Source organism: Nocardia sp. NPDC056000, assembly GCF_042269265.1.
Taxonomy (GTDB): domain Bacteria; phylum Actinomycetota; class Actinomycetes; order Mycobacteriales; family Mycobacteriaceae; genus Nocardia.
The window spans coordinates 290,032-316,293 of record NZ_JBHJXS010000002.1; the positions used below are offsets into that span (position 1 = coordinate 290,032).

Sequence of the window (26,262 nt, forward strand, 5' to 3'; positions counted from 1 at the left end):
CGACCGGATCGAACCGCTCGGGCACGTCCCGAACCCGAATGTGACCCCCTGTCTTCCCGGCGCGTTTTTGGCCGGGATCCACTGAAACCTGTTGTCCGGCAGCAGGTGTGGATCCCGGCCAAAAGCATGCCGGGATGACGGAAGTAGTGCTGCTTGGGATGACGGAAGTAGTGCTGCTTGGGATGACGGGGGTGGTGCTGTTTGGGGTGGGGTGGTGTTGCTTGGGATGGGGGTCAGATTCCGTCGGGCCAGGTGGGGGCGGGGGCGGGGGGATCGGTGCGGAGGCGGGCGGCTATCCAGCTGTCGAGGCGGGTGCCGCGTTGGACGCAGCCGCTGCGGAGTAGGCCCTCGTAGTGGAAGCCGGCGCGGCGGGCTACGGCGGCGGAGGCGTGGTTGCCGACTATGGCGCGCCATTCGATGCGGTCCAGGGTGAGCCAGCCGGGGGCGAAGGCGGCCTCGCAGGCGAGGTGCACGGCCTGGGTCATGAGGCCGCGGCCGCGGACTTCGGCGGAGAGCCAGAAACCTATTTCGGCCGAATTGTGGTCGCGGCGTGAATCAATCGGGCCCAGGCCGATCATGCCGACGACCGGAGCGTGTTCGCCCAGGCGCAGTGCCCAGGTGGGGCTGCGGTCGGCCCAGCCGGGGGTGACCATGTCGTAGATGAACTTCTCGGCGTCGGCGCGGATGTAGGGGACCGGCATGGTGGTCCAGCGGCCGACCGAGGGTTGTTGGCAGCACGCGGTGATGTCGTCGATATCCAGGGCGGTCGGCGGGGACAGCCACACCGTGCCGTTAGTGAGCGTCCGCGCGTCCATTCCGCCATGCTGTCACGGAACCTCGCACGGGCGCATCGGGTTTGCGGTGGTCGGCCGCGGTGGTGCGGACGCCGTCCGGGGCGGTGCCCGATTGGTCCGACCGCGACCGTAGGATCGGGTCGATGGTCGCCGCTCTGCTCACCGATTTGTTCGAAACCCATCGGCCACACCTGCTCTCGGTGGCCTATCGGTTGACGGGCAGCGTCGTCGATGCCGAGGACGCGGTGCAGGAGAGCTGGTTGCGGCTCGCGGTGGCCCGGCAGCACGAGATCGAGGATCTGCGCGCCTGGCTCACCACCGTCGTCTCGCGAATCTGCCTGGACCGGTTGCGCAGTGCCGCCGCGCGACGCGAGCAGTACGTGGGTCAGTGGTTGCCCGAACCCATTGTGACCAGCGCGCAACCCTCCAGCGCACCCGATCCGCTGGCCGCGGTGGTGCGCAAACAGGATGCGCGGTTCGCCGCCCTGGTGGTCATGGACACCCTCACCCCGCCGCAGCGGGTGGCTTTCGTACTGCACGACGGCTTCGCGGTGCCGTTCGACGAGATCGCGGACATCCTGGGCGTTTCCGTCGAGGCGGCGCGGGCGCTGGCCTCGCGGGCGCGAAAAGCCTTGGCGCACAGCCCGGAACCGGTCACCGATGCCGAGCACAATGCCGCTGTGCAGCAACTGCTGGAGGCGCTGTACCGGGGTGATGTGAATGCCGTTGTGGCGGCGCTGCATCCGGATGTGCGCACCATCGGCGATGCGGGCGGCACCACCGCGACGGCGATCAATGTGGTTGCGGGCGTGGACAAGAACGCCCGGCTCTGGCTCGGGCTGCGTACCCGGCACGGTTTCGACGATCCGGCGGTCTACGAATCGGGCGCGTTCGAATTCGTGCTCGTCAACGGCCAATTGGGGATTCTGGTGCACGAGCGTGCCTCGGAACAGGGGCGTCCCGGGACCCCTCCGCGCGTCTACGGGTTCACCGTGCGGGACGGAAAGGTCTGGGGCGTCTACGATCTCGTCAATCCGGCCAAGCTCGAGGGCCTGCGGCTACCGCACTGACGTACGGTCCCGAGACCCGATGGGCGGCACACCCCCGACCGACATGCCGCACATCGGCGCTCATTACTTCGGGGGGTAGGTGAACCCGGAGCCGGAGCTGCAATCCATACCGCCGGACAGGCTGACCGAACCGGTGGGCATGCAGTTTCCGATACCCGAACCGGTACCGGAGCCGGACCCGCCCGAGCCGGAGGGCGGGAAGCTGGAGCCGAGGTTGAAGTCCCCGGTCGACCAGTTGCCCGCAATAAGCTGATGCGCAATCTGATGTACGAAATCGACCGCCGCCGCCGGGTGCAAGAGAAGTTCTAAGTACGAGGGCATATTTCGCCCCTTTCGAGAAACCGCTGATAGGCGGTTGTGAGATAAAACACGGGCAGGCTAGCCGCCTTTAGGGCATTGCACAACGAGCCAGGTAGGGAGTTCGATCCAAAAGTGAAACATAGCCTTTCGCTATCGTTTCGCAACCATTGCGGCGGGTGGACTATCCTCCGGACATGCGCCCGATTCCGACCGTCGCCCGGCTGCGCCCGTACGCCTCGACGATCTTTGCTGAGATGACCGAACTCGCCGTCCGGCACGGTGCCGTCAATCTGGGGCAGGGTTTTCCGGACTCCGACGGCCCCGTCGGCATGCTCGATGTGGCCCGGCAGGCCATCGCCGACGGTTTCAACCAGTACCCGCCCGGTCGCGGCGTACCCGTACTGCGCCAAGCGATTGCGACCGATCGCGCCCGCCGCTACGGCACCCACTACGACCCGGACAGTCAGGTGCTGGTGACCGTCGGCGCCACCGAGGCCATCGCCGCCACCATCCTCGGACTGGTCGAACCCGGTGACGAAGTGGTGCTCATCGAGCCCTACTACGACTCCTACGCCGCCGCCATCGCACTGGCCGGGGCGCAGCGCCGCACCGCGCGCCTGGTCCCGGACGGTGACGGCTTCGCCCTGGACCTGGACAGCCTGCGCGCCGCCATCACGCCCAGAACCCGCATGCTGCTGGTGAATTCACCGCACAATCCGACCGGCGCGGTGCTCTCCCGCGCGGATCTGACCGCGATCGCGCAGCTCGCCATAGAACACGACCTCTACGTCATGTCGGACGAGGCGTACGAGCATCTGACCTTCGACGGGCATCAGCACATCAGCATCGCCACCCTGCCCGGCATGTTCGAGCGCACCGTCGTGATCTCCAGCGCCGCCAAGACTTTCAGCGTCACCGGCTGGAAGATCGGCTGGGCCTGCGCCCCCGCTCCGCTCATCGACGCCGTGCTGGCCGCCAAACAGTTCCTCACCTTCGTCGGCGGCGGCCCCTTCCAGCCCGCTGTGGCGCACGCCCTGGAACATTCACAGGGCTGGGTGGCCGCACTGCGGGATACGCTCTCGGAGAAGCGCCTTCGCCTTTCCGCGGCCCTGTCGGAGGCGGGCTTCGGTGTAAAGCGCAGCGACGGCACCTATTTCGTCTGCGCCGACATCACCCCGCTCGGCGCGACCGACGCCTACGACTTCTGCCGCGAACTCCCCGAACGCCTCGGCGTGGCCGCGGTCCCGGTCAGCGTCTTCGCCGATGACAAAGCCTCCTGGAACCACCTGGTCCGCTTCACCTTCTGCAAGAAAGAGGAGACCATCGCCGAGGGCGTCCGCCGCCTCCGCGCGGGCCGCACCGCCTCCGCTCGCTGACCGCCCGGGAGACAAGGGGGAGTCCACTCGGTTGCGACTGGCCCGCGACAGGGCGGGCCAGTTCGCGCAGGATCTAGGTCATGATCCAGATGGCCGCGGTTCTCGGTGTCGCGTCGATAGCGCTGGGCATGGTGCTCACGCCCGGCCCGAACATGATGTACCTGGTCTCACGGACCGTGTCGCAGGGCCGCCGCGCCGGATTCATCTCCCTGACGGGTGTGGCGGCCGGATTCGCGGTCTACCTGGCCGCCGCCACCGCCGGTATCACCGCGGTGTTCGCCATGGTGCCCGCGCTGTATCTGGCCCTGAAACTGGCCGGTGCCGCCTACCTGCTCTACCTGGCCTGGAAAACCCTGCGCCCCGGCGGCCTTTCGGCCTTCGCCCCCGAAGCCATGCCCGCCGACCCCACCCGCCGCCTGTTCGCCATGGGTTTCCTCACCAACCTGCTGAACCCCAAGATCGCCATCATGTACATGGCGCTCATCCCGCAATTCGTGGTCCCCGCCCGCGGTTCGGTCTGGTTGCAGAGCCTGAGCCTGGGCGCGGTGCAGATCGCCATCGCCATCACGGTCAACGGCCTGATCGTGCTCAGCGCGGGCGCTCTCGCGACCTTCCTCGCCGCCCGCCCGCTCTGGCTGCGCGCCCAGCGCCTGGTCACCGGCTCGGTCCTGGGCGTGATGGCCGCCCTGGTCGCCACCGACCGCGCCCGCCCGCTACCCGCCTGACCACCCGACCGGATCATGCCCGGAGCGAATGATCATGCAGCGGCACAGCTTTCGATTACTGTATTGCTCGTTCCGCATGTTTGATTCTCTGGAGGGGGATTTCTCCGCATGTCCGCGCCCGATCCGTATGGGGGCTACGAACCCCAAGCGCCCGGCCAGTTCGGCGGCCAGCCGATGCCCAATCAATATCAGCAGCCGGGCCAGCAGCTTCAGCCCGCGCCCGGCTACCAGCCGCAGGGATATCCCCCGCAGCCCGGGTACGCGCCCCAGGGGTACGCGCCGCAGCCCGGATATCAGACCCAGCCCGGGTACCAAACTCAGCCGGGTTATCAACCCCAGCCGGGCTACAGCTACCCGCCCCAGCAGCCGCAGATCATCATCAACAATGTCGCCGCAGCATCGGCGTCGTCGTCGCGCGGCGGCGGGGTGACCTTCCGGATTGCCCCCAAGCGGCAGTCGCTAGGGGTGCATCTAGTGCTGTTCCTGTTCACCGCCGGCATCGGCAATGTCGTCTACGCCTGGTACGTCATGGATTGGAACAAGAAGCGCGGCTTGTAGTTCCGCCGCTCAGGAGCGCAGCGAGCCCGGGTAGAGGTATTCGTCGGCCGGGGGTTCGGAGCGGTCCAGCCAAGCCGCCAGGAAGCCGGTGAGGTCCACCGGGGTGCGGGACTGCATGAAACGGCGGAACTCCGGCATGGAGGCGTTGCCGTAGCGGTGACCGTCGACGAAATCGTGGACCGCGCCGAAGAACGCGGCATCGCCCATGGTGCGGCGCAGGGCGTGCAGGAAGAGCGGGCCGCGGTAGTAGACCGCGGTGAATTCGTTTCCGACACCGGGGTTTTGCAGCATGATGCGCCAGAACTTGTCCTCGCCACGGTATTTGGCGACGGTCTCGCGATACATTGCGTCGACGTCCTTGCCCTCCATGCGTTCGGGCCACAGGTAGTCGGCGGTGTAGCTGGCGAAGCATTCGTTCAGGCAGATATCGGACCAATGCTCGACCGACATGGAATCGCCCCACCACTGGTGGGTCAGCTCGTGCACCACCGTGTCCAGATCGGTCCAGGGCGCGTAGATGGGCCGGGACTGCGTCTCGAGTGAGAACTGGAGGTCGGTGTCGACGTAGATGCCGCCCGCGGTGTCGAACGGGTACGGGCCGTACAGCTGCTCCAGGAAGTCCAGGAACTCCGGCAGCCGCGCCTCGGTATCGCGGGTGGACTGTTTGACGTCCGGGGCGAATGCGCTCAAAAGCGGTGTGCCATTGGCGCGCTGCTGCGCCAGGAAGTCGAATTTGTCGATGGCGATGGTGGTCAGATAGCCGACCACGGGCTGGCGCATCTCCCAATCCACCGTGCGATTGGCCCCGTGCACCTCATCGCGGATCTTCAGACCGTTGGACATGACCTCCCATTCGGCGGGCACGGTGGCGTGCAGCGCGAAAGTGGCCTTGTCCAAAGGGGTGTCGTTGAGCGGATACCAGGCCGAGGCCGAATGCGGTTCGCCCGCAACGAAAGCCCCGCCGCTGGGCGAGAGCACCCAGCCCTCGCCGTCGGTGCCGGTGATATCGCCGCCGTACTCCACCTGCACCGTGAACGGCAGGCCGGGCAGCAGCGGCAGCATCGGTGTGATCACCAGCTCGTGCTCCTGGGTGCGATCGAACCAGGCGGGCAGATTGTTGACCGTCACCTTGGAGATCGCCGGGCCGCTGTAGTCCAGGTTGAACGTGCGCAGCGCCTGGGTGGCGACCGCGTCCACCCGGGTTGAACCGGTCATGGCGTGCGAGGCCGGATCGTAGCCGAGGGTGATGTCGTAGTTCTTGGCGTCGTACCCGCCATTGCCGTCCAGCGGGTAGTACGGATCGCCGAGTCCCGGCGCACCGGCGAACGGATCGCCCGGATCACCCTGTGCGGGAACGGCGTTCGCGCCCGCCAGCAGTATCGCGCCGACCACCGTGTACCGCCACCAGCTGTGCCTCATACGTCGAACCGCCCCTTTCCGGCGCGAAATGAAAGAACCCCCCGGGCGATGCTAGTCGCCGCCGCACTCAATGACTGGTGCCCGACACGGCCACGCTGGCGCCGAGTCCGATGATCATCACCCCGCCCGCGCCGCCGACCGTCTCCAGCCGCTTGGGCGAGCGCGCGAACCAATCCCGCGCCAATCCCGCCACCAGCGCCCAGGCGCTGTCCGAGACCACCGCGATGGCCAGGAAGATGAGGCCGAGGATGAGCATCTGCACGGGGACCGGACCACTGTCCGGATCGACGAACTGCGGCAGCACCGCGGAGAAGAAGATAATGGCCTTGGGATTGCTGATCCCCACCAGGAACGCCTGCCGCAACAGCTTGCCGCCCTCGGCGACCTCGCGCCGCGATTCCCACGCCTCGCGCAGTGATTTGCGTTCGCGAATGGCCTGTACGCCCAGGTAGATCAGGTACGCGGCGCCGGCCAGCTTCACGGTGTTGAGCGCGATGGCCGAAGCCGCCACGATCGCGCCGAGCCCGATCGCGACCAGGGTGAGCACCAGGAGCACGCCCACGGCGTGACCGAGTACCGATAGCAGGGCGGCCTTGCGCCCGGAGGTGAGCGCGCGGCCGATGACGAAGAGCACTCCCGGTCCGGGAATGACGATGAGGACGGTGGCCGCGACGAAGAAGGCGGCAAGATTCGCGCCGGGGATCATCGGATCATTCTACGTTCCGGGGCAAGGGATTTCGGGTCGCTTACCCCGGCGCCTACCCGGTTACCCGGCGGAGCTCCTCGGGGAGCTGTTGCGGATCCAGCAGCAGCCGTTTGGCATCCACGTGCCGCACCTTGTCCGCCAGATCCAGATTGTCGGTGAGCAGCTGCCATTCGACATCGCGGATCGTGGTGCGAGCCCGTTCGATGACATTGAGATCCCGGGTGCCCCAGGCGATCGGCATGGCGCTCACCGACTGCCACAGCTCGCCGACCGAACCGGGCGCGCGATCGATCCGCACCGTCACCGACGGCACCTGTTCGCCGACCCGCGTCCGATGCCCGGGCAGGGCGCGCACCGTGCGGGTCACCAGGGCGTACCGCGGGCCGTCGGTATTCGGCTTGGCCAGATCCACCAGCGCCAGCAGCGTCGCCCCCGAACCGCTGGTCTCCGACACCACCGCGGGCACCAGTTCGCCTGCGGCATAGAGCTTGTCGACCCGGCCCCGATGCGGTGTCCACAGGCCGATGAACAGCGAGGTGATGGCCCCCAGCAGGAAGGCCACCGCCAGCAGCCACGACCACGGGTGATTCACCCACACCAGGAAAGCGGTGCCCAGCCCCAGCACTACTGCCGCGCCCACCCCGAGCACCCGCAACCGCCGCAGATCGGCGACGACTTCGTTGACCGCCCGGGCATGCTCACGGTCGACCGCGAATTCGAAGCGTCGCACGTGCCTTCCCTCCCGCCTTCCGGAGGCTAGTCCTCCAGTTATCCTAACGTCGGCCCCAGCAGGTCGTCCGCATCGGTGATGCGATAGGCATACCCCTGCTCGGCAAGGAAACGCTGCCGGTGCGCGGCGTATTCGGCGTCCAGCGTGTCACGTGCGACAACGGAATAGAAGTGAGCCTGGCCGCCATCCTGTTTCGGCCGCAGCAGCCGCCCCAACCGCTGCGCCTCCTCCTGCCGAGACCCGAAAGTGCCCGAAACCTGCACCGCCACAGAGGCTTCCGGCAGATCGATGGAGAAATTCGCGACCTTGCTGACCACCAGCACCGGAATCTCCCCGAGCCGGAAGGATTCGAACAGCTTCTCGCGCTCCTTGGTGCTGGTGGAACCCTGGATGACCGGCGCATTCAGGTGTTCGCCCAGCTCATCCAGCTGATCCAGGTACGCGCCGATGACCAGGCTCGGCGAGCCCTTGTGCTGGGCCAGAATCGATTCCACCACCGGCAGTTTGGTGCGCGCGGTGGAGCACAGCTTGTAGCGCTCCTCGGGTTCGGCTGTGGCGTATGCCATACGTTCGGCATCGGTGAGCGTCACCCGCACCTCGACGCAATCGGCCGGGGCGATCCAGCCCTGCGCCTCGATATCCTTCCAGGGCGCGTCATAGCGCTTGGGCCCGATGAGCGAGAAGACATCGCCCTCGCGGCCGTCCTCGCGCACCAGGGTCGCGGTCAGGCCGAGCCGGCGGCGGGACTGCAGATCCGCGGTCATGCGGAAGACCGGCGCGGGCAGCAGATGCACCTCGTCGTAGATGACCAGACCCCAGTCGCGGCTGTCGAACAGCTCCAGATGCCGGTACTCGCCCTTGGTCTTGCGCGTGATCACCTGATAGGTGGCGATGGTGACCGGGCGAATCTCCTTGCGCTCACCGGAGTATTCGCCGATCTCCTCCTCGGTGAGCGAGGTGCGGGCCAGCAACTCGCGCCGCCACTGCCGCCCGGCCACGGTATTGGTGACCAGGATCAGCGTGGTCGCCTTGGCCTTGGCCATGGCCGCCGCGCCCACCATGGTCTTGCCCGCGCCACAGGGCAATACGACCACGCCGGAGCCGCCCGCCCAGAACGAGTCGGCCGCCATCTGCTGATAGTCGCGCAGCTCCCAGTGCCCGCCCTCGTAATCGAGGTCGATGGCGTGCGCCTCGCCGTCCACGTAACCCGCGAGGTCCTCGGCGGGCCAGCCGATCTTCAACAGCATCTGTTTGATGCGCCCGCGCTCGGACGGATGCACCACCACGGTGTCGTCGTCCACGCGCGCGCCGAGCATGGGGGCGATCTTCTTATGCCGGAGCACCTCCTCCAGCACCGCGCGATCCAGGCTGACCAGGGTCAGCCCGTGCGCCGGATTCTTCACCAGCTGTAGCCGGCCGTACCGGGCCATGGTGTCGACGATGTCCACCAGCAGCGGCTGCGGGACGGCGTACCGGGAGAACTTCACCAGCGCGTCGACCACCTGCTCGGCATCGTGACCGGCGGCGCGGGCATTCCACAGCGCCAGCGGGGTGATGCGGTAGGTGTGCACGTGCTCGGGCGCCCGCTCCAGTTCCGCGAACGGCGCGATGGACTGCCGGGCGGCGTTAGCGGCCTCGTGATCCACCTCGAGCAGCAGTGTCTTATCGCTTTGGACGATGAGCGGTCCGTCGGTCACGGCACCTCCTGGCTTGTCGGCCCCGAACAGGGCCGTTGTCCATTGTTCCTGATGGCACCGACAGCGCGGCGGGGGGTAATTCGGCGAAAACGGTCAAGCCCCGAGTTTCGGTGGCTACGATCCCTTCCAACTTGGGCGGTTGTCCAGATAGTCCGTGTTGTGTCGAAGTTATGTCGAAAGCTGAATAGAGGTGCCGATGCGCAGGGTATTACGGGGCAGACGGTGGCAGGTGGGCCTGGTCGTCGCGGCACTCGGGGGAGCGGTGCTGGTCACACCACCTACCGCGCAGGCCGCGCCGACCGGCACCGCGGCCGTTCACGCGGACGGGAACAGCTTCGTCGACGAGTTCGGGCGGGTCGTGCTGCTGCACGGGGTCAACAACGTCGACAAGGACGCGCCGTACATCGAACCGGGGGACGGATTCACCCTCACCGCCGAGGACGCGGCGCTACTGGCCGGGCACGGCTTCAACACCGTGCGACTCGGGGTGTCCTTCGACGGTTTGATGCCGACCAAGGGGGTGGTCGACACCGCGTACCTGGATCACGTCGCCACCGTGGTGGATACGCTGGCGCAGAGCGGGATTCACACCCTCCTGGACAATCATCAGGACGGACTCTCGAAAGTGTGGGGCGGCAACGGCTTTCCGGAATGGTCGCTGAAATCCCGTCCGGGAGCACTGGAACCGAACCTCGGCTTCCCGCTCTACTACCTCATGCCCAGCATGAATCAGGGCTGGGATGAGGTGTGGAGCAACAGCAATGGGGTCCTCGACTATCTCGGCCAGGCGCTCGGCGCGCTCGCCGGGCGGCTCGACGGGCATGCCGGGGTGCTCGGCTTCGAGCTCATGAACGAGCCGTGGCCGGGCAGCGCGTTCCTGTCCTGCTACCCCAACGGCTGCCCCGGCTTCGACGTGAAATACCAAGCGGCCATGCAGAAGCTGACCGATGCGGTGCGGGCGCGCAATGCGAACACCATGGTGTTCTGGGAGCCCAATGTCACCTGGAACGAGACCATGCCGTCGAACCTCGGCAGGAATCCGCCCATCACCGCGCCCGATATCGCGTTCGCCCCGCACGACTACTGCATTCCCAGCCAGCTCGCCATCTACCTGGGCCTGCCCGCCTTCCTGCGCGGACTGTGCCCGATGCAGCAGGACAAGACCTGGGGCAATATCGACTCCTTCACCAATCGCACGCATCTGCCCACCCTGGTCACCGAATTCGGCGACGGTGATCCGACCGTGCTGCGCAACACCGTGATTCGCGCCGACGAGCGGTTCATCAGCTGGCAGTACTGGCATTACGCCTCGCGGTTCGGAGCGCCCGAACCGCGACCCGATCCCTTCCTCGGCGATATCGGCAGGCAACTGGTGCGGACCTATCCGCAGGCCACCGCGGGCACGCCGGGTCGAATGATCTTCGACGCGGACACCGGCGACTTCGCCTACCGCTACACCCCGCACGCCGGGCCGCGGCCGACCGAGATCTACGTTTCCGATCTGCACTATCCGAACGGCTACGAGGTCCGGGTGGACGGCGGGACCGTCACCTCGCCCGCGGGAGCCCGCGTGGTGACCGTGCAACCGGCCTCCGGGTCATCGGTCACCGTCTACATCAACCGCCCGGGCTCCAAGGGGGCTACTGTGCCGACAGGTCCGATCGGGACCGGATCGGCCGGCTCGTCGGGTTCGGCGGGTTCGTCGTCCGGTTCCGCCTCGGGTTCGTAAATCCCCAATTTCGGTGATGCGGTCGGCGATAGCGCAAAGGTATCCTCACCGCGTTCACGGCAGCCGTGAATCGTACGGTGAGAAAGGTTTTCGCAGGTGAAGTTCACAGGAACGAGGCCGCTACTGCGTCTCGTGCTGGCCCTGGTGGCCGTGGCGGTGGCCGCGCTGGCAGTGACCGGTTGTTCGATGATCAAGGACGCCAGCAAGTCCGATACCGCCAAGGCGAAGGTCGGCGACTGCATCAACGTGATCGAGGGGTCGATGGTCGACTCCAAGACCGAGCCGGTCGACTGCTCGTCGGAGAAGGCGGTCTACAAGGTCGCGCAGATCTTCGACAAGAAGACCGACTGCAAGGAAGAGCAGACCTCCTACGAGGAAACGCTCAATGGCGGGACCACCGCGTTCCTGTGCCTGACGCCCAACTTCAAAGAGGGCGCCTGCTACAACGAGAGCCAGACCACCGGCTACAAGAACGTCGAGTGCACCGCGCCCGAGGCGTCGTTCAAGGTGACCAAGCGCATCGACGGCCAGGCCGACGAATTCCTGTGCGATGCCAACACCGCGATCGGCTTCCGGACGGTCTCGGACCCGAAAACCACGTTCTGCCTCGGGAATCCGAAGTAGGACCTATTCGATCAGCGCTACCGACGCGATGCGGTGCAGGGTGAAGTGCCGGATCGCGCCGGTCACCGGGTCCAGCGCATCCAGTTGGCCGCCACCGACTTTCAGCGGTTCGACCACGCGCTGGGTGGCGACGCCGGAGGCGTCCACATAGCCGATGTGCACCGGACGCCTGGTGCGGGAAGCCAATTGGAGCAGGTTGAGGGTGGCGGCGGTGGTGGTGCGGGTGCCGTCCGAGCGGACGGTCTGACCCGCCCGCGATTGCGCCGCCCGCTCACCCGCGCGCAATTCCGCCACCAGCGCCTGAAGTTGTTCGGTGCTGGGCGGATTCGGCCGCCAATTCGGTTTCTGCCCGGAGCGGGCCGGTATGCGGGCACCGCGCGGGCGCAGATCCACGATCGCGCCGGAGGAGTCCTCACCCGCCGGGCTGAAGCCCGCGGCGCGCAGATGTTCGAGCACCTCGCCCAGGGCGGCCTGCGAAATGGCGACCGTCGGAGCCACCGCGCGCAGGGCCAGCTGACTCGCCACGGGGGCGGCCAGCACTTCCGCCAGCAGCGCGGGATCCTCACTGCGGACGAAGGATTGGGCCATCCCCGCGCGTAGTCGCCCGTGCCGCCGCGCCACATCGTCGATGAGATAGGTGAGCGCCTGCGGTACCGGGGTGCGCGAATGCGCGGTGAACAGGTTATGCAGTTCCGCCGCTGTCGCACCCGCGTCCAGCGCGCGCCGCACCGAATTCTCACTCAGCCGGTAAACCGTTGCCGCACCGGCCGATTCGACATCGGCGACCAGGGAGATTCGATCCAGCAGCTCGGGCACCAGCGGCCCGGGCGCGATCACCGTCAAATCCGCCTGTACGAGAACGTGATCCACGGGTTCGGGCAGGGCGGCCGCCATCTCCGATTCCGCGTCCTCCGCGCTGCCGTGCAGCAGTGCCCGGCCCGCCGAGGTGACCGCGCCGCGCGCCACCAGGCCCAGCGTCTCGGCCTCGGCGAGCGTGCGCTCCACCGCGTCCAGCCGGTAGTGCCGTCGCCAGCGCGGTTGCCGCCAGGCCAGCGCCCGGCCCAGATCGGCGGCGGAAACCGCGTTGCCGGAAGGGTATTCGGCCAGCAGGCGCAGGATCGCGCGGCGATCACGCACCGCGTGCACATTGCGCAGTTCGGCCGAGAGCGCGGCGAGGGGTTTGTCATTGGCGTCCCGCGCGCCGATCATCCACGGGAAGCGATCCAGCTCCAGCCAGGCTTGCGCGAGCACCACCCAGCGGCGGGCGGGGACCACGGCCAGCCAGGCGTCGGAGGTGGTGGTCGGGGCCCAGAAGTCCTCGGTGCCGTCATCGGGCAGCGGTTCGGGCGAGCCCTTGTCCAGCAGCCGGGCCGCGGCCAGCACCTCGGCGATCAGGCCGATCCGGGTCTCATCGACCCCGGTCTGCTTCACCACCCGCCGGATCTCCCGCACACCCAGTCCGCCCGAGCGCAGTGCGGGCGCGGGGGCCTGGGCGAGCACATCCAGGATGGCGGCGCTGTGCCGCAACAGTTCTCCGACCTCACCGGCGGCCGCCGCGTTCACATCCGCGCTGCCCTGCTTGCGCAATTCGGGCTGCGGCGGGGTGAGCGCGTGCGGATCGGTGACCGGTTCATCGCGCAGCACCTGACCGACCGAGATCGGCAGTTCCACCGTCTCGTCATCGATCCAGCGCAGTAGTCGGCGCGCCAGCAGCCGTTGCACCGGCCGATCCTCCGGCGTACCCGGTGCGGCATCGCGGGTGCGCCCGCGCGGCCCGGTGGTCGCCAGCTTGTCCAGCAGGCCGCGTTCGGGCGGAAGCAGTTCCGCCAGTGCGGCATTGATCTCGGGCTCGGTGAGCGAATCCGGCAGTTCGGTGGTGCTGCCCAGCGGCCACGGCAGCGCCTCCTGTGCGGAGGGGGTCAGATGCAGTGCCTTGTCCGATCCCCACACCAGCGCCCGCGCCCGCAGCTTCGCCACCGACGCGTCGATGGCGGCCTTACCGACCCGATCCCCGAGGATCTTGGTCAGCACGGTGCGCGGCGCGGGCTGCGGATCGCGCAGATCTCCCGCCCGTTGCACCACAAGGGTTTCGATGACCGCGAAGTCGAGCGTGTCCAATTCATCGGTGGCCCGCAGTACCGAAGCGCGCTGTTCGGTCCGAGCCGCCAGCACCGCCATGGACGCGGGCAGCGGCACCGCCAGATCCGGCCGCACCTGCAAAAGCTGCACGAGCGCGTCATCCCCGAGCGCCGCCAGCCATTCGGTCAGCGTCGCCGCCTCGGCGGCTTTCGCCGACTTGCGAGGTTTGGCGGTCTTGACCGCCTTGGCGGGCTTATCCGACGCGGCATCGGGCGCGGCGGAGGATGCGCCGTCAGCGTCGGCGGGGGGAACGGTATCGGTCACTTCACCCGATCCAGGCGGACGAATGCGGTTGCCTCGAAAGCACGGCGAGACAGGTGGAATGGGGGCCGTGCGCAGGGGCCGGAGGTGATCCGGCCGGGAGCACGGCACAGACGCGGTGTGACGCACGGCTGCGCGGCCGCCGCGGGTGCGGCGGCCGCGCGAATGCGAGCCGTGCCGTTAACCGCATGGTTATCGGTGTAGCGGCTGATCAGCGGTTGATGATCGTGTGCGGGTGCACGTAGGGCAGCTGATCCACGGGAAGCGGGAACTCGGTGTCCTCACCGTACGGGGAGAGGCCGCCCGAGCGGGTCGACGAGAGCTCGGTGACGGCGTGATCGCCATTGGCCGTCTCCGGCCAGCCATTGTCGACGTAGGGTTTCTTCGATTTGTTCACCACGCGCTCATTCTGACATGAGCGTTACCGACGCGCCCCCTCCGGCACCCGGATGTTTGCCCGGCGCACGGCGTTCCGGCAGCAACACCGGTCCCCGGAAAACACAAACGCCCCGCATCGTCATTGATGCGGGGCGTCTGTATACGCGAACGAGGTGTCTCAGTGGGGGAGCAGACCCTTGTTCGCCTGGAAGAAGTTGACGATCGTGGGATCGAGCTGAGTGTTGTTGGCCTTGCTGACATTCAGGAAGTCCAGCACCGGCTGCGGGATGTTGATGCCCTGCGACTGCGCGATCTCCATGGCCTTGTCGACGGCCTGGAAGACCTGCTGGCTGCCGTCGGCGGCCTGGACATTGCCCGGGCTCGGCGGATTCCACTTGGTGGGCGCTTCCGTCTGCGGAGCGGTGCGCTGCGACGGTGCGCTGTGCAGGCCGAGGCTCGAGGAGCAGGAGGGCCAGGCACCCCAGCCCTGCGAGGCGAGCACCTTCTCGGCGACCGTGATCTGCTGTTCGCGGCTGGCCTGGTTGGCGGTGGGGGCGTATTCGCCGCCGCCGTGGGCGGTCCAGGTGCTGGGCGAGAACTGCAGCCCACCCTGGAAACCGTTGCCGGTGTTGATGCCCCAGTTGCCTCCGGCCTCGCACTGCGCGAGGCGATCCCAGTCGGAGTCGGGTGCCGCGCTGGCGTTACCGGCCAGGGCCACTCCGGCTCCACCGAGGGCGATGCCCGTCAGGGCTACCTTGGCGACCGTGCGACCGGTGTTACTCGGCTTGCGATGGCGTCCACTCATTTTCGGGTTTTCCTCTCGTACGCGCCTCGAGGGTTGACTACCGGGGGCGAACTGAGAGGTCGTCCGCTCCGGCGCGCTGGTGCGCGCTGTTCCTCGTCCTCACCCCTGGGTTCCAGTTGGGGTCCGTACCCGCGGGGTGAGGTTCGGTGCGGCGGGCCGGTGGCGCCGGGCTGACCCGGCTGAAAAATGACCATACGGCGGTCCCCGCGAAAAATCACCATTTGGTAACCGTCGTGTCTGTCCGGGCCAGTAACCGGCGCAAGGGGTTCCGCTTACCGTCTGTGCAGGTGGTCACGGCGAGTCTGCGCCGATAGGGGTCTGTCACTCCGCCGTGACCGTTCTGTAATGTGACGAAGGTCACATGTGTGGTCCGGTAACGAAGTGGGCAATCGGACGTGTCACAGACGGAGTTGACCGGAATGCCGGTTCAACGTGCGCGGCGACCCGACCACAGCGCGAATACCAGCGCCAAGAGGAACCCCAGCGGCGCCGCCATGGCGAGCAGATACAGCCACACCCCGGGTTTCGAATCGGTCAACAGCCCTACGCCGAAGATTGCGACAATGGCCAGCAATCCCACCGCGAACAATGTCATGGCGAGATAGAGGAGCCAGCTTCCGGACCTGCGCGGAGCCTGCTCGGGAGAAGTATCGGACACCCCAGAACCGTAAAACTCACGTGCTGGGGCCTTTCGCACCGGGGTAGACTCGAATCCAATCGCGTCCTGCCATAGCTGTGGGGCGCGTTCTTTTCGCAAACGCAAGGTCTCGGACGATCGGTCCGCCGACCACAACTGTGCCCGGCGAGCCCGGGCATCGAATGACGAACGGGTGAGCGCAGTGCCGACCGGCAAGGTGAAGTGGTACGACGTCGAAAAGGGCTTCGGCTTCCTTTCCCAGGACGAGGGTGAGGATGTTTATGTTCGTTCGTCGGCGCTGCCCGAAGGTGTCGAAGCGCTCAAGCCCGGACAGCGGGTCGAATTCGGGATGGCGGCGGGTCGCCGCGGTCCGCAGGCGCTGAGCCTCAAACTGCTCGAAACCCCCACTGTGCGTGGCAATGAGCGCGAATCCCGGGAACGCCGTCCGCGCAGTGACGCCCCCATCAATCGCAAGTCCACCGATGAGCTGCACGGCCTCATCGAGGACATGATCACCATCCTGGAGACCAAGGTGCAGCCCGATCTGCGCCGCGGTAAGTACCCGGATCGCAAGACCGCCCAGCGCATCGCGGAAGTCGTGCGCGGCGTGGCGCGCGAGCTCGACCACTAGGTCGTAGCCGAAAAGCCAACGGGCCCCGGTGAGTTCAACTCACCGGGGCCCGTTTTCATGCGAATGGGCTTGCGCCGCAGGTCATTCGATATTGAGGCCCTGATACGCCGGGGTGTGGATGGACCAGATAGCGCTCGGCACCCAGCCCACATTGCCCTGCGCGTCCATCGCGGGCACCGGCAGGTACAGCTCGGCAACCGCGAGCTTGATCTGCGGATCGTTCGGGGTCGGCACGGTGATCGCGGCCGGGGTGCCCGAGGTCTCGACCTCGGTGTTGACCAGGCCCTTCTTGTAATCCTCGTAGGTGAACGCGCCGACGGCCACATTGTCGCCGGGCAGGCGGTAGAACAGCTTCATCCGCCAGGGGGCCTTGGCGATCTCCTTGGGCAGCGAGATCTGCAGTGGGGAACCGGCGGGGACATCCAGATTCGAGACGGCTTCGGCATTGCTGCAGTCGCTCAGATCGATCTGGCCGTTCGCCACCTTCGGATCGCAGAACATGAAGGGCGACACCGTCACCGACTTACCGTGCGCGTACGCGGTGAGCTCGGGCTCCGGCTTGGTCGCGCGATTGGCGACGACCACGATGACGGCGACATAGGCAACGGCCACCACGAGCAGGGCCGCCAAGAGCGCGACGATCGTGCGGGCATTGGGTTTGCTCACCGTGGATTCCTGTCCTTATGTGGTGGGCTCCTCGGCGCCGTGGGCGCCGGGGATCTCCTGTTGCGCGTGTTGCGGGCGGTTACCGCCCAAACCGGGCAGCAGCGAATGACCACGGTAGCTGACCACCGTTTGCACCAATCCCAGCGCCATCACCCCCGTGACCGCAGCGAAACCTTTCCACCACTCGGTGGGCAGCAGTACGCCCATCGAGCCGCCGATCACCCAGGACAGCTGCAATACCGTTTCCGACCTGCCGAAACCCGAGGCGATCGATTCGGCGGGGAGATCGTCCTGAATGGACGCGTCCAGCGAGACCTTGGCCAAGGCGCTCGCGCCCGCCGCGACCAGCGTGGCCGCGGCTGCGCCCAGCAGATTGCCCAGTACGGCCGCCGCCACCGCCACGCCCACACAGGACAGCGTGCACAGCAGCACGATCAGGGTCGGGCGGCCCAATTTCATGCGCGCGCCGGTGGCATTGCCCGCGAAATTGCCGACCGCGGCGCAGACGCCGACCACGCCGAGCATGGCGGCCTGCTGCACCGGGCGATGTTCGGTGGCCTTGGCGACGAACGCCACGTAGAAGGTGAGGAATCCGGTCAGGATGCGGACCGTGCCGTTGCCCCACAACCCCGTGACCACGGCGCGGCCGAGCGGCTGGCGGCGCTTGCTCGGCTGAATCTGCTCCGCCCGTTGGGCATCGAGGACCTCGGTGTGCGAATCATCGCCGTGATAGGTCAGCGTCGCGGGCACCTCGCCCTCGGTGACCTCCACCCAGGACGGGATCTTCAAACTGAGATAGCAACCCGCACCGGCCAATACGGCCGCGAACAGCAGTGCGCCCGCCGAATGCGCCACCGAGGCGATCAGTCCCGCCACACCGCCCGCGCCCAGCGTGCCGCCCACCAGGCCGAATACCGTGAGCCGGGAATTGGTGCGCACCAGGTCGATTCCCGGCGGCAATACGCGCGGCGTGACTGCGGATTTCAACACCGAGAACGATTTACTGAGAATCATCATGCACAACGCGAGCGGATACAGCGCCCAGTTATCCACATTGAAGATCAGCAGCACCGCCACCAGCACACGCACGGCGAACGATCCCGCCAGCGCGAGTCTGCGACCCCGCTGCAACCGGTCCAGCATGGGCCCGATCAGCGGCGCGATCACCGCGAACGGGGCAATCGTGATCAGCAGGTACAGCGCGACCTTGGTCTTGGATTCGGCTGTCGCACTGGCGAAGAACAACGTGTTCGCCAACGCCACGGCAACCGCGGCATCGGTCGCGAAATTCGCCATCGTCGCGTAGACCAGCGCGGTGAGACCCGACTCCTCGGCCCCGTCGGCCTTCGCCGCTCGCTGAAAAGTAGCGAATCCGCGCTCGGTCAATTCGATGCTTCGCCGCGCCGCCACCCGCGTCACCGTCAGCTTGCGCGGCGGCTTGTGCAATCCGGCATCCCCGACCTGCTCCGTCACACCCTCCTCCGCCTGCGGCAGTGGCCGAGTCGCCTCCGGCCGCGTTCGATGCGGGTCTACCCGATCCGAGCGGTCGGAATCATGTCCGGGCTGTGCGGGGGCACCGGCGGGTAACTCCGGCCGCGGGCCGCTCCGGGAATTCGGGGAGCTCACGGCCCGGGCTTCCGGGACCGCGCCGCGTGAATCCGCGGGCTGGGCCCCGCGCAGGCGTTTGGTCTCCGCTTCGGAAGGGGTCGGCGGGCGTTGCGCCCCAGCGGAATCCGGCGCTTGCCGGGCATCCGCGGGATAGTCGCCGCGCGCGCCGAAATACCTGGTGGTCGTGGCTTCCGGCGTGGGCGTTCCGGACCGTCGGCGGGACCATCGCGAAACCCGCCGCCGCTCTTGCTCTTCGGCCGCCTGCACACCCGATCCCGAAGGATGTCCGGGTCGTGCGGCGGCGCGGTGCGTCAGGAACTCCGGCACTTCCTCGTCGCCGCGCGATCGCCTGGACGGGGTATTGGCCGGGGGATAGCGGTCGAAGCCGGGGTGCCGTTCGATGAGCGGAGACTCCTCGTCGCCCCACCGGCCGGGGTCGGCGTCAGGTTCGCGGGGAGTCGTCACGCACCCAATTCTTGCAGTGCCGGACGACAGGGGTGCGACTACGGCGGGTGTGCGGGGACACAAAGCCCGCTTGACGGTCGGGAATTCGCGGTGCCGTGCCTAGTCGGCCGGGACATTCGCGCTTCGGAGCGGGTGTTGATTCTCACCGGCGGGAGTGGGCGTGGTGCCCCCACCCGCGAGGATCGCGGCGAGCTGGGCGGGCGGGCCCGGCCTCGGTGCCGGTGGGCGGCCGCGATCGGAGCGGGTAATTCCGGTCAGTCGGGGAGGAAGCGGACCTCGTAGGTGGTGGGCCAGTTCTTGCCGGTGAGGAGGAAATGATCGGTGCCGGGGATATGGGTGATGCCGTTGAGGACATCTGTCGCGGGGGTGCGGGCGGGGCGGGGGAGCAGGTCCGAGGCGTCGATGGCGTGCAGGACGGTGCCGGTTTCGGGGTCTATGTGCAGGATCGTGTCGGTCGGCCAGACATTGGCGTACACCGAACCGTCCGGGGCGCAGTCGAGTTCGTTGAGTTTGGCGTCCTTATGGCTGGTGAGGGCGATTGTGCCGGTGGGAGTGAAGGTTTCCGGATCGCGGAAGGTGAGGGTGGCCGAGCCGTTGGACATGAGCACGCGGCCGGCGCGGGTGCACAGGCCCCAGCCCTCACCGTCGAAGGTGGTGCGGCGCAGTTCGGTCAGGGTTTTCGGATCGCGGGCGAAGGCGATGCCGTCGCGATAGGTGAGCTGCCAGAGCAGGTTTCCGGCCACGGTCACGCCCTCGCCGAACAGGGGTGCGGGCAGGTCGGCGCGCGCGAGCTCGGTACCGCCGTCGAGGGTGGTGGCGCGGATGTACGACTGTCCGGAAAGTCCGGTGCTCTCGTAGAGCGTGTCGCCGTCCACTTCCAGTCCTTCGGTGAATGCCCGCGTGTCGTGCGGGCGAGTCGCGATGACTTCGACACGCAGGCGCGGCGTGTCGTCGGCTCTGTCACAACCGGTGATTGCGGCGGCCAGGCACATGGCCGAGCACAGCATGATCTTCGCGGCCGCTACCGGTGCACGACGTTTGCGCTCCATACGGCAAAATGTAGGGCGTGAGCGCGGTTGGAGTTTCGGAGTCCGGTGTTCGGCCGATCCTGGCGGAGGCGGTCGACCTGGCTCGCCGTGCGCTCCTGGAGTTGGAGCCACTCGGCGTCGGCAGGCATATAGGTGTTACGGCCGAGGATGATTCGGCCGCGACACATCATTTCGAGGCCACGCTGCCGGGCTATCGCGGCTGGCAGTGGGCGGTCGTGGTGGCAGCCCCGCCCGAGGCGACCAGGGTCACGGTGAGTGAATCGGCGCTGCTACCCGGCCCGGACGCGCTCGTCGCCCCCGACTTCCTGCCCTGGGATCAGCGCATCCGCCCCGGCGACCTCGCCCCCGGCGATCTGCTGGCCCCGCCCCTGCACGACCCCCGCCTCGTCCCCGGTTACATCGCCTCCGGCGACCCGGTCGTCGACGAGGTCGCCCTCGAACTCGGTCTCGGCCGCCCCCGCGTGCTGAGCCGCGAAGGCCGCGAAGAAGCGGCCGACCGCTGGTTCTCCGAATTCGGCCCCGATACCGATATGGCCCGCGCCGCCCCCGCCACCTGCGGCACCTGCGGCTTCTTCGTCCCCCTGGCGGGCGGCCTGCGCGCCGCCTTCGGCGTCTGCGCCAACGCCATGGGCGCCGACGGCCGCGTCGTCAGCCTCGAATACGGCTGCGGCGCCCACTCCGACACCGAACTCCCCACCGGCGCGGGCTCCCCGGCCTACGAGGCATTCGACGACGCCGCGGTGGAAATCATCCCCGCCGAAGAACTCCGCAAGCCGGAAGCTGTTGCCGCCGAGGATGATTCCGCCCCGGCGGGCGAGGCGACCGCCAAGGACATCACCGCCGCCGCGGCCCACGCCGAGGACATCACCGCCGCCGCGGCCCATGCCGAATCCACCCCCGTGGATACGACGCCCGCCGAAGCCGCTTCGCCGGACTCGGCGTCCGCCGAAACCGCCACGGCGACTACCGAAGTCGTGACAGCCGCCGATGCGACCTCCGACGCCGTGGCAGCCGAACCCGCCGATACGGGATCGACGCCGACCGCCGCCGTTTCGGCCCCCGCCGACCCGTCGCCGGTGAGCGAGCCGACCGAGGTCGCAACGAATTCCCCCGCGCCCGAAGCGAATTCGTCGACGACGTCGTCCCTTTCGGTCGCATCCGACGCGGTCGCATCCGAGGGGGCTTCGTCCACCTCGGCCGGAACCGCTCCCGTCGTGGCGGAAGCCATCGCCGAAAGCGCCACCGCCGAGGCCATCACCGCCGTGGCGGAGGTCGCAGCCGTGACGCCGATCGAATCCGAGATCCCCCAGGTCCCCGCCGACAACGGAATTCCCACGCTATTCGACCTCGCAGACCCCGACATGGTGGTCGACGACGCCTGGGGCGTGAGCGCGGTCCGCGTCGAAGCGGAAACCGCCACACCGCAGATCGGCGACCCAGGAGCCTCGGAGTCGCACTGACCCCCGGGAGCCGCAGAGTCGCACCAACTCCCGAAGCTCGCTCTGGCGCTGCGCCGGTTAGGAAATCCGGTCGCAGCCCAGCGGGCCGATCCCGCCGTGCGGATCGTCATCCGGTGGGAACGACCGCCCGCGATCTGGGTGGACGCGAAGCCGTACAGGCTGCTGTCCTGGCGCTAGGCGGTGCGCGTGATCACCTGGAGTCCGTGCACCAGTTCCAAGCGGTTCGTGGCCACCCGCGCCCGGTGATCGGTGTGCCCCATCACGGCCGAGTAGTGAAGCCACCGGTGGCGTGACTGTGAAGGTCGCACCACCGTCCAGGGAGCGTCTGAGCCTTCGGGTGACTGGGTCGGCAGGCCAACGTCATTCGCGATGGGCGATGTTCACTGTCGCGTGTGATCGCGGAGCTGGACCAGCGGCGCACCGCCATTTCCGCGTTCAACCGGGCGGGATGTGTGACCACTGTTTGCCGGTGGCCTCTATTCAGATGCGCGACTGGTAGGGAGAGGCTGTGCGGGCGGCTCAGGTGGGGGTCCGGGTGCTGGTTCGCGGGGTGGGTGGGGGCTATGGGTGAGTGGGTGGGGGGAAAGGCGCTTAAGGTGTGCTGTCGCGTCCGGGTCGGCCGGGCGGGTGGGCGCTGCTGGCGTTCATGAGCGGAAGGGGTGCGTGGGTTGGACGGCGGTAGGGCTGTGGGGGATCCGTTCGATACCGCGGGGTTGCGGGCCGGGGTGATCGCGGCGTGGCGGGGGTCGCCCACGCGGTTGCGGGAGGATGCGGCCACCGAGGCCGATTTGGTGCGGGCCGGGTATCGGGATCGGGTGCTGACCGAACTGGCGCAGAACGCCGCCGACGCCGCGGCCAAGGCCGGGGTCGCGGGGCGGCTGGCGGTGTGGCTGGACGGGCGCGTGCTGCATGTCGCCAATACGGGTGTGGCGTTGGATATTTCGGGGGTGCACGCGCTGACGGCGTTGCGCGCGTCGGCGAAGACCGCCGGACCGGCCGCGAGCGAGGCGGCGGTGGGGCAGTTCGGTGTCGGATTCACCGCGGTGCTCAGTGTGGCGGAGGAGGTCGAGTTCCGGTCCACGGGTGGGTCGGTGCGCTTCTCGCGGGCCGAGACGGCGGCGCTGCTGGCGGCCGAAGACGTCAAGATTCCCGAGGTGGAGGGCGAATTCGTACCGCCCGCACTGCGGCTGGCGTGGCCGAGTGATGCGAAGCCCGCCGCCGGGTTCGACAGTGAGATCGTGCTCGAACTGCGGCCGGAGGTGGATGCCGACGCGCTGCTCGCGGGGATGCGGGCGGAAGCGGTGGATCTGCTGCTGGAATTGCCCGCGCTCCACAGTGTTTCGATCGCGGATGACGAAATCTGCTGTGCTGTCACCGATCTCGATAACGGACTGCAGGAAGTCCGGGTCACCGGGGAGTGGGAGGACCGGCGCTGGTGGCAGTACCGCACCCCGCACGCGCGCTGGCTGCTGCCGCTGCGCGAAGGCCGTCCGGTGGCGGTGCGCCCGGATGTGCTGCGCGCCCCGACCCGCTCGGATGAGGAACTCTCGCTCCCCGCGCTGCTGATCGCCGATATCCCCATGCAGCCCGATCGCCGCCGCCTGCTCCCGGGCGCCCGGATCGCCGAATTGGCCACGGGCTACGCCGATTTCGCCCTGGCACTGCCGCCCGCCGACCGCCTGGTGCTGGTGCCCGCCCCCGGCTTCGCACGCAGTGAGCCCGACACCGTCCTGCGCGAGGCCCTGATCGCCGAACTGCGCGAACACCCCTGGCTCCCGGTCCTGCGCGGCCCCGTCTTCGGTTCGGGCGGCGAAGCACTCGGCGACCCCCGCCTCATCGGCAGCGATCACGCGCTCGGCGGCAATCCCGAACTCGGTGCGGACCCCCTGCTCGAATTCGACGCGGCCCTCGAGGCGCGAGCAGGCAGCGGCTATGACGTCCCGGCCGGAGTCGGTAGCCCCGATGAGGATGCCGCACATCAGCTGGAGCTGACGTTCGGCGATTCCGGTACGAATGGCGTGCTGAACCGGGTTCCCTCGGCGGATCCCGCTTCATTGTCAGAGGTTGCCGTTGTGTCCACGGCAGATTCGACGGCCGAGGAGCTCGGTGAGCGGCCGCGGCGGGCGAGCGTATTCCCGGGTGCGACGCCGGAATTGGCTCGATTGCTGGCGGAGATTGTTGGGCCGCTTGTTATTCCGGAGCTTTCCGGGCGTGCGGGTTCGGATGCGCTGGCCGCCTTGGATGTGCATCGGATCGGGTTGGCGCGGATCGCGGAATTGTCGAGCAGTCTGGAACGTCCCGCGCAGTGGTGGTATTCGCTGTACGACGCCCTGGAACCGTTCGTGCTGGATCCGCTGTCGGTGGAGGAATTGGGGGCGCTGTCGGTGCCACTGGCGGACGGGCGGTTGGTGACCGGGCCGCGCACCGTGGTGCTGGATCTCCAGCTGGAGAACGCCATTCCCGTGCACTGGGCGCGCCTGGTGCATCCGGAGGCCGCGCACGAGTTGCTGGGCCGCTTGGGCGCGCGCGCCGCGACGCCCGAGGATTTGCTGAATGATCCCGCGCTGCAGGCGATCCTGGAGGACGATCCGAGCGATCCCGATACCGTGGAAGCGGTGTTGAGCCTGGCGGGCACCGCCATGCCGGGCACCCTGCCGACCTGGCTCGGCCTGCTCGAATTGCCGGACGACTCAGGCGAATTGCTGCCCGCCGACGAACTGCTGCTGCCCGAGGCCCCGCTGGACGGTGTGCTGGTGGCGGATTCGCCGTTCGAGATCATCGCCGAGGAGACGCTGGAGAAGTACGGCCGCGACGCCCTGCGCGCCATCGGCGTCGGCTGGAGCTTCACCCTCGCCGTCGAGGAGGACCCGACCGGCCCGGATCATCACCTCGATGACGAGGACGCCTGGTGGGAGGGCCTGCAGGAGGATCCGCCGGAGCTGCGCGCGGTCCGCGACCTCGATCTGGTCGATGACGCGAAATGGCCGGAAGCCCTGCGCCTGTTGCTCTCCGATGAGAGCACCCGCCCGCTGCTGTCGGACCGCGACGGTTACACCGCCTGGTGGTTGCGCAAGAACGCGCATATCGACGATATCCCGCTGGGCCTCATGCGCCATCCCGAGGACGAGAGCCTCGCGGGCCTGCTCCCGCAACTTCTCGGCTTCTCCGAGCAGGATTTGCTGGTATTGCGCGGGGTGCTCGCCGCCCCGGAGATCATGACGGCGCAATTGGCGGAGGAACTGCTGGACGCCCTCGCCGATCCGACGAGATCGCCCACCCCCGAGGCGATTTCACAAACGCATCGCCGCCTGGGGGTGGCGATGTCCGAGGGCCTGCTCGATGTCGAGGATCTGGATTTCCCGGATCATGTGCGCGCCCTCTCCGGCGCGGTCATCGATCCCGCGGACGCCTTGATCCTGGACAAGTCCTGGTTCGGTCCGGCGCTGCCCGCGGATCGTCTCATCGTCGGCGATATCGCTTCGGCCCCATCCCTTTCCGCACTGCTGGACATTCCGCTGGCCTCGGAGGTGGTGACCGCCGAAGTCCTCGGCGAGGGCCGTCGCACCACCTGGAATACCGATCCGCTCGGCGTGCTGTTGCGCCTGCAATTCGGTTCCGCCTCCACCGCAGGCGATCTCGTCGTTCACGATGAGCTCCGAGTGCGTCTGACCGGTGCGGTGGAGACCGTCGTCTCGGTGCCGTGGTGGCAGGATGGCGATACCGTTCACGTACGGGCGCAACCGTTTAGCTAATCATCCGCACGAAAAAGACTCCGGCGCGCGTGAATACGCGCGCCGGAGTGGTGGACGGGGTGGTCAGGCGGTGTACGAGCAGACCATCTTGGCTAGCAGGTCCAGCTGTTCGCGCACGGCCGCGCTGTCGTTGTCGACCAGCCAGCGCAGCACGATGCCGTCGATGGCGGCGAGGGTGAAGCGGCTCAGGGTGGTGACCGGAACGGTCCACTGGGTGCCGGTGGCCTCGCGGGCGTGTTCGACGATGTCGGCGAGCGTGGAGTCGTTGAATGTGTACTGCTCGCGGGCGATTGCCAGTTTCGCCGGAGTTTGTTCGCCTTCGCGAAGTGCGTAGGTGGTGGTTTCGTAGGTGAGTAGTTGACGTTCGGGTGTGGCTTCGACGTTGAGCCACATGAGTTCCAAGGCAGCGCGCACCAATTTTTGAAGCGCTTCTTTTCCAGTTCCGACGTCTTGCCATACCGTTTCGTTGGCATCGACGGAATCGCGCAATTCCATCGAAAGCGCCTTGACCAGCTCGGTCATCAGCTGATCTTTGTTTTCGAAACAGTAATGCACCACACCGAGCGAAACACCGGCTGCCTGTGCAACATCGCGCGTGGTAACTCCTGCCACGCCCTTTTTTTCGGCAAGGCCGATGGCCGCCTCGATAAGGTGGGCCCGTCGTTCTTCGACGCTCAATCGGG

Annotated in this window: 23 protein-coding genes; 9 read left to right on the forward strand and 14 right to left on the reverse strand. The window is 67.7% G+C overall.

Annotated elements, in window-relative coordinates; all coding sequences use genetic code 11:
• Positions 1-233: 233 nt before the first annotated feature.
• Entirely contained in the window at positions 234-815 is a 582-nt protein-coding gene (locus ACFC4D_RS06430) for a GNAT family N-acetyltransferase (protein WP_376062016.1), read from the reverse strand.
• A 122-nt stretch (positions 816-937) separates the two neighbouring features.
• On the opposite strand from ACFC4D_RS06430, the gene sigJ reads away from it, so the two are divergent.
• Complete coding sequence (gene sigJ / locus ACFC4D_RS06435) at positions 938-1,864, forward strand: RNA polymerase sigma factor SigJ (RefSeq protein WP_375962728.1); 927 nt, start codon at positions 938-940, stop codon at positions 1,862-1,864.
• 63 nt (positions 1,865-1,927) lie between these two features.
• On the opposite strand, the gene ACFC4D_RS06440 is transcribed toward sigJ, so the two are convergent.
• A complete protein-coding gene (locus tag ACFC4D_RS06440; protein ID WP_375962731.1) occupies positions 1,928-2,185 on the reverse strand; it encodes a hypothetical protein in 258 nt (85 codons plus the stop codon).
• A gap of 173 nt (positions 2,186-2,358) precedes the next feature.
• On the opposite strand from ACFC4D_RS06440, the gene ACFC4D_RS06445 reads away from it, so the two are divergent.
• The 3 genes from ACFC4D_RS06445 (at position 2,359) to ACFC4D_RS06455 (ending at position 4,823) form a co-directional block, all read left to right on the forward strand.
• Positions 2,359-3,540 (forward strand): pyridoxal phosphate-dependent aminotransferase, encoded by a 1,182-nt coding sequence (locus ACFC4D_RS06445; RefSeq protein ID WP_376062017.1) that lies wholly within the window; start codon positions 2,359-2,361, stop codon positions 3,538-3,540.
• A gap of 80 nt (positions 3,541-3,620) precedes the next feature.
• Entirely contained in the window at positions 3,621-4,265 is a 645-nt protein-coding gene (locus ACFC4D_RS06450) for a LysE family translocator (protein ID WP_364641458.1), read from the forward strand.
• A gap of 108 nt (positions 4,266-4,373) precedes the next feature.
• Entirely contained in the window at positions 4,374-4,823 is a 450-nt protein-coding gene (locus ACFC4D_RS06455) for a hypothetical protein (protein ID WP_376062018.1), read from the forward strand.
• 9 nt (positions 4,824-4,832) lie between these two features.
• Here the strand turns inward: ACFC4D_RS06455 and ACFC4D_RS06460 are convergent, their stop codons facing one another.
• From ACFC4D_RS06460 to ACFC4D_RS06475, 4 genes are all read right to left on the reverse strand, one after another.
• The gene (locus ACFC4D_RS06460; RefSeq protein WP_376062019.1) at positions 4,833-6,242 is read right to left on the reverse strand and encodes a M1 family metallopeptidase; all 1,410 of its coding nucleotides are present in this window, start codon (positions 6,240-6,242) and stop codon (positions 4,833-4,835) included.
• A gap of 67 nt (positions 6,243-6,309) precedes the next feature.
• On the reverse strand, positions 6,310-6,948 hold the full coding sequence (locus tag ACFC4D_RS06465) for a LysE family translocator (RefSeq protein WP_375962739.1): 639 nt from the start codon (positions 6,946-6,948) through the stop codon (positions 6,310-6,312).
• 52 nt (positions 6,949-7,000) lie between these two features.
• A complete protein-coding gene (locus ACFC4D_RS06470; protein ID WP_375962741.1) occupies positions 7,001-7,678 on the reverse strand; it encodes a DUF3239 domain-containing protein in 678 nt (225 codons plus the stop codon).
• 38 nt (positions 7,679-7,716) lie between these two features.
• Positions 7,717-9,375, reverse strand: coding sequence for a DNA repair helicase XPB (locus ACFC4D_RS06475; protein ID WP_364641446.1), 1,659 nt, complete (start codon positions 9,373-9,375; stop codon positions 7,717-7,719).
• Positions 9,376-9,571: 196 nt separating this feature from the next.
• Here ACFC4D_RS06475 and ACFC4D_RS06480 point away from each other — a divergent pair, with 196 nt between their 5' ends.
• Both ACFC4D_RS06480 and ACFC4D_RS06485 read left to right on the forward strand, forming a co-directional pair.
• Positions 9,572-11,104 (forward strand): cellulase family glycosylhydrolase, encoded by a 1,533-nt coding sequence (locus ACFC4D_RS06480; protein ID WP_376062020.1) that lies wholly within the window; start codon positions 9,572-9,574, stop codon positions 11,102-11,104.
• A 96-nt stretch (positions 11,105-11,200) separates the two neighbouring features.
• Entirely contained in the window at positions 11,201-11,728 is a 528-nt protein-coding gene (locus tag ACFC4D_RS06485; RefSeq protein WP_364641443.1) for a hypothetical protein, read from the forward strand.
• 3 nt (positions 11,729-11,731) lie between these two features.
• On the opposite strand, the gene ACFC4D_RS06490 is transcribed toward ACFC4D_RS06485, so the two are convergent.
• The 4 genes from ACFC4D_RS06490 to ACFC4D_RS06505 all read right to left on the reverse strand — a co-directional run bounded on the left by ACFC4D_RS06490 (position 11,732) and on the right by ACFC4D_RS06505 (position 15,969).
• Positions 11,732-13,996 carry a helicase-associated domain-containing protein gene (locus tag ACFC4D_RS06490; RefSeq protein ID WP_376062253.1) on the reverse strand — a complete coding sequence of 755 codons (2,265 nt, stop codon included), beginning with the start codon at positions 13,994-13,996 and terminating at the stop codon, positions 11,732-11,734.
• A 343-nt stretch (positions 13,997-14,339) separates the two neighbouring features.
• Complete coding sequence (locus tag ACFC4D_RS06495; protein ID WP_067568388.1) at positions 14,340-14,528, reverse strand: hypothetical protein; 189 nt, start codon at positions 14,526-14,528, stop codon at positions 14,340-14,342.
• A 156-nt stretch (positions 14,529-14,684) separates the two neighbouring features.
• Positions 14,685-15,311: a resuscitation-promoting factor Rpf1 domain-containing protein gene (locus ACFC4D_RS06500; protein WP_364641439.1), complete on the reverse strand. Its 627-nt coding sequence runs from the start codon at positions 15,309-15,311 to the stop codon at positions 14,685-14,687.
• Between the two features lie 427 nt (positions 15,312-15,738).
• Positions 15,739-15,969, reverse strand: a complete 231-nt coding sequence (locus tag ACFC4D_RS06505; RefSeq protein ID WP_364641436.1) for a hypothetical protein — start codon at positions 15,967-15,969, stop codon at positions 15,739-15,741.
• Between the two features lie 181 nt (positions 15,970-16,150).
• Between ACFC4D_RS06505 and ACFC4D_RS06510 the strand changes: the two genes are divergently transcribed.
• The gene (locus tag ACFC4D_RS06510) at positions 16,151-16,579 is read left to right on the forward strand and encodes a cold-shock protein (RefSeq protein WP_364641791.1); all 429 of its coding nucleotides are present in this window, start codon (positions 16,151-16,153) and stop codon (positions 16,577-16,579) included.
• An 81-nt stretch (positions 16,580-16,660) separates the two neighbouring features.
• On the opposite strand, the gene ACFC4D_RS06515 is transcribed toward ACFC4D_RS06510, so the two are convergent.
• From ACFC4D_RS06515 to ACFC4D_RS06525, 3 genes are all read right to left on the reverse strand, one after another.
• Positions 16,661-17,245, reverse strand: coding sequence for a DUF2771 domain-containing protein (locus tag ACFC4D_RS06515; protein WP_375962746.1), 585 nt, complete (start codon positions 17,243-17,245; stop codon positions 16,661-16,663).
• A gap of 15 nt (positions 17,246-17,260) precedes the next feature.
• Positions 17,261-18,871, reverse strand: coding sequence for an MFS transporter (locus tag ACFC4D_RS06520; protein WP_376062254.1), 1,611 nt, complete (start codon positions 18,869-18,871; stop codon positions 17,261-17,263).
• 701 nt (positions 18,872-19,572) lie between these two features.
• Positions 19,573-20,367, reverse strand: a complete 795-nt coding sequence (locus tag ACFC4D_RS06525) for a glutaminyl-peptide cyclotransferase (RefSeq protein ID WP_376062021.1) — start codon at positions 20,365-20,367, stop codon at positions 19,573-19,575.
• A 17-nt stretch (positions 20,368-20,384) separates the two neighbouring features.
• On the opposite strand from ACFC4D_RS06525, the gene ACFC4D_RS06530 reads away from it, so the two are divergent.
• Together ACFC4D_RS06530 and ACFC4D_RS06535 are read left to right on the forward strand one after the other, a co-directional pair.
• Positions 20,385-21,827, forward strand: a complete 1,443-nt coding sequence (locus ACFC4D_RS06530; protein ID WP_376062022.1) for a DUF3027 domain-containing protein — start codon at positions 20,385-20,387, stop codon at positions 21,825-21,827.
• A 686-nt stretch (positions 21,828-22,513) separates the two neighbouring features.
• Positions 22,514-25,579 (forward strand): sacsin N-terminal ATP-binding-like domain-containing protein, encoded by a 3,066-nt coding sequence (locus ACFC4D_RS06535; protein WP_376062023.1) that lies wholly within the window; start codon positions 22,514-22,516, stop codon positions 25,577-25,579.
• 63 nt (positions 25,580-25,642) lie between these two features.
• Here the strand turns inward: ACFC4D_RS06535 and ACFC4D_RS06540 are convergent, their stop codons facing one another.
• Positions 25,643-26,257, reverse strand: a complete 615-nt coding sequence (locus ACFC4D_RS06540; RefSeq protein ID WP_375962755.1) for a TetR/AcrR family transcriptional regulator — start codon at positions 26,255-26,257, stop codon at positions 25,643-25,645.
• Positions 26,258-26,262 lie beyond the last annotated feature (5 nt).

Coding starts and splice junctions, on each gene's coding strand:
- ACFC4D_RS06445 (WP_376062017.1), top strand. CDS start 2,359: ATGCGCCCGATTCCGACCGTCGCCCGGCTGCGCCCGTACGCCTCGACG.
- ACFC4D_RS06430 (WP_376062016.1), bottom strand. CDS start 815: ATGGACGCGCGGACGCTCACTAACGGCACGGTGTGGCTGTCCCCGCCG.
- ACFC4D_RS06465 (WP_375962739.1), bottom strand. CDS start 6,948: ATGATCCCCGGCGCGAATCTTGCCGCCTTCTTCGTCGCGGCCACCGTC.
- ACFC4D_RS06440 (WP_375962731.1), bottom strand. CDS start 2,185: ATGCCCTCGTACTTAGAACTTCTCTTGCACCCGGCGGCGGCGGTCGAT.
- ACFC4D_RS06500 (WP_364641439.1), bottom strand. CDS start 15,311: ATGAGTGGACGCCATCGCAAGCCGAGTAACACCGGTCGCACGGTCGCC.
- ACFC4D_RS06480 (WP_376062020.1), top strand. CDS start 9,572: ATGCGCAGGGTATTACGGGGCAGACGGTGGCAGGTGGGCCTGGTCGTC.
- ACFC4D_RS06455 (WP_376062018.1), top strand. CDS start 4,374: ATGTCCGCGCCCGATCCGTATGGGGGCTACGAACCCCAAGCGCCCGGC.
- ACFC4D_RS06460 (WP_376062019.1), bottom strand. CDS start 6,242: ATGAGGCACAGCTGGTGGCGGTACACGGTGGTCGGCGCGATACTGCTG.
- ACFC4D_RS06450 (WP_364641458.1), top strand. CDS start 3,621: ATGATCCAGATGGCCGCGGTTCTCGGTGTCGCGTCGATAGCGCTGGGC.
- ACFC4D_RS06525 (WP_376062021.1), bottom strand. CDS start 20,367: ATGGAGCGCAAACGTCGTGCACCGGTAGCGGCCGCGAAGATCATGCTG.
- sigJ (WP_375962728.1), top strand. CDS start 938: ATGGTCGCCGCTCTGCTCACCGATTTGTTCGAAACCCATCGGCCACAC.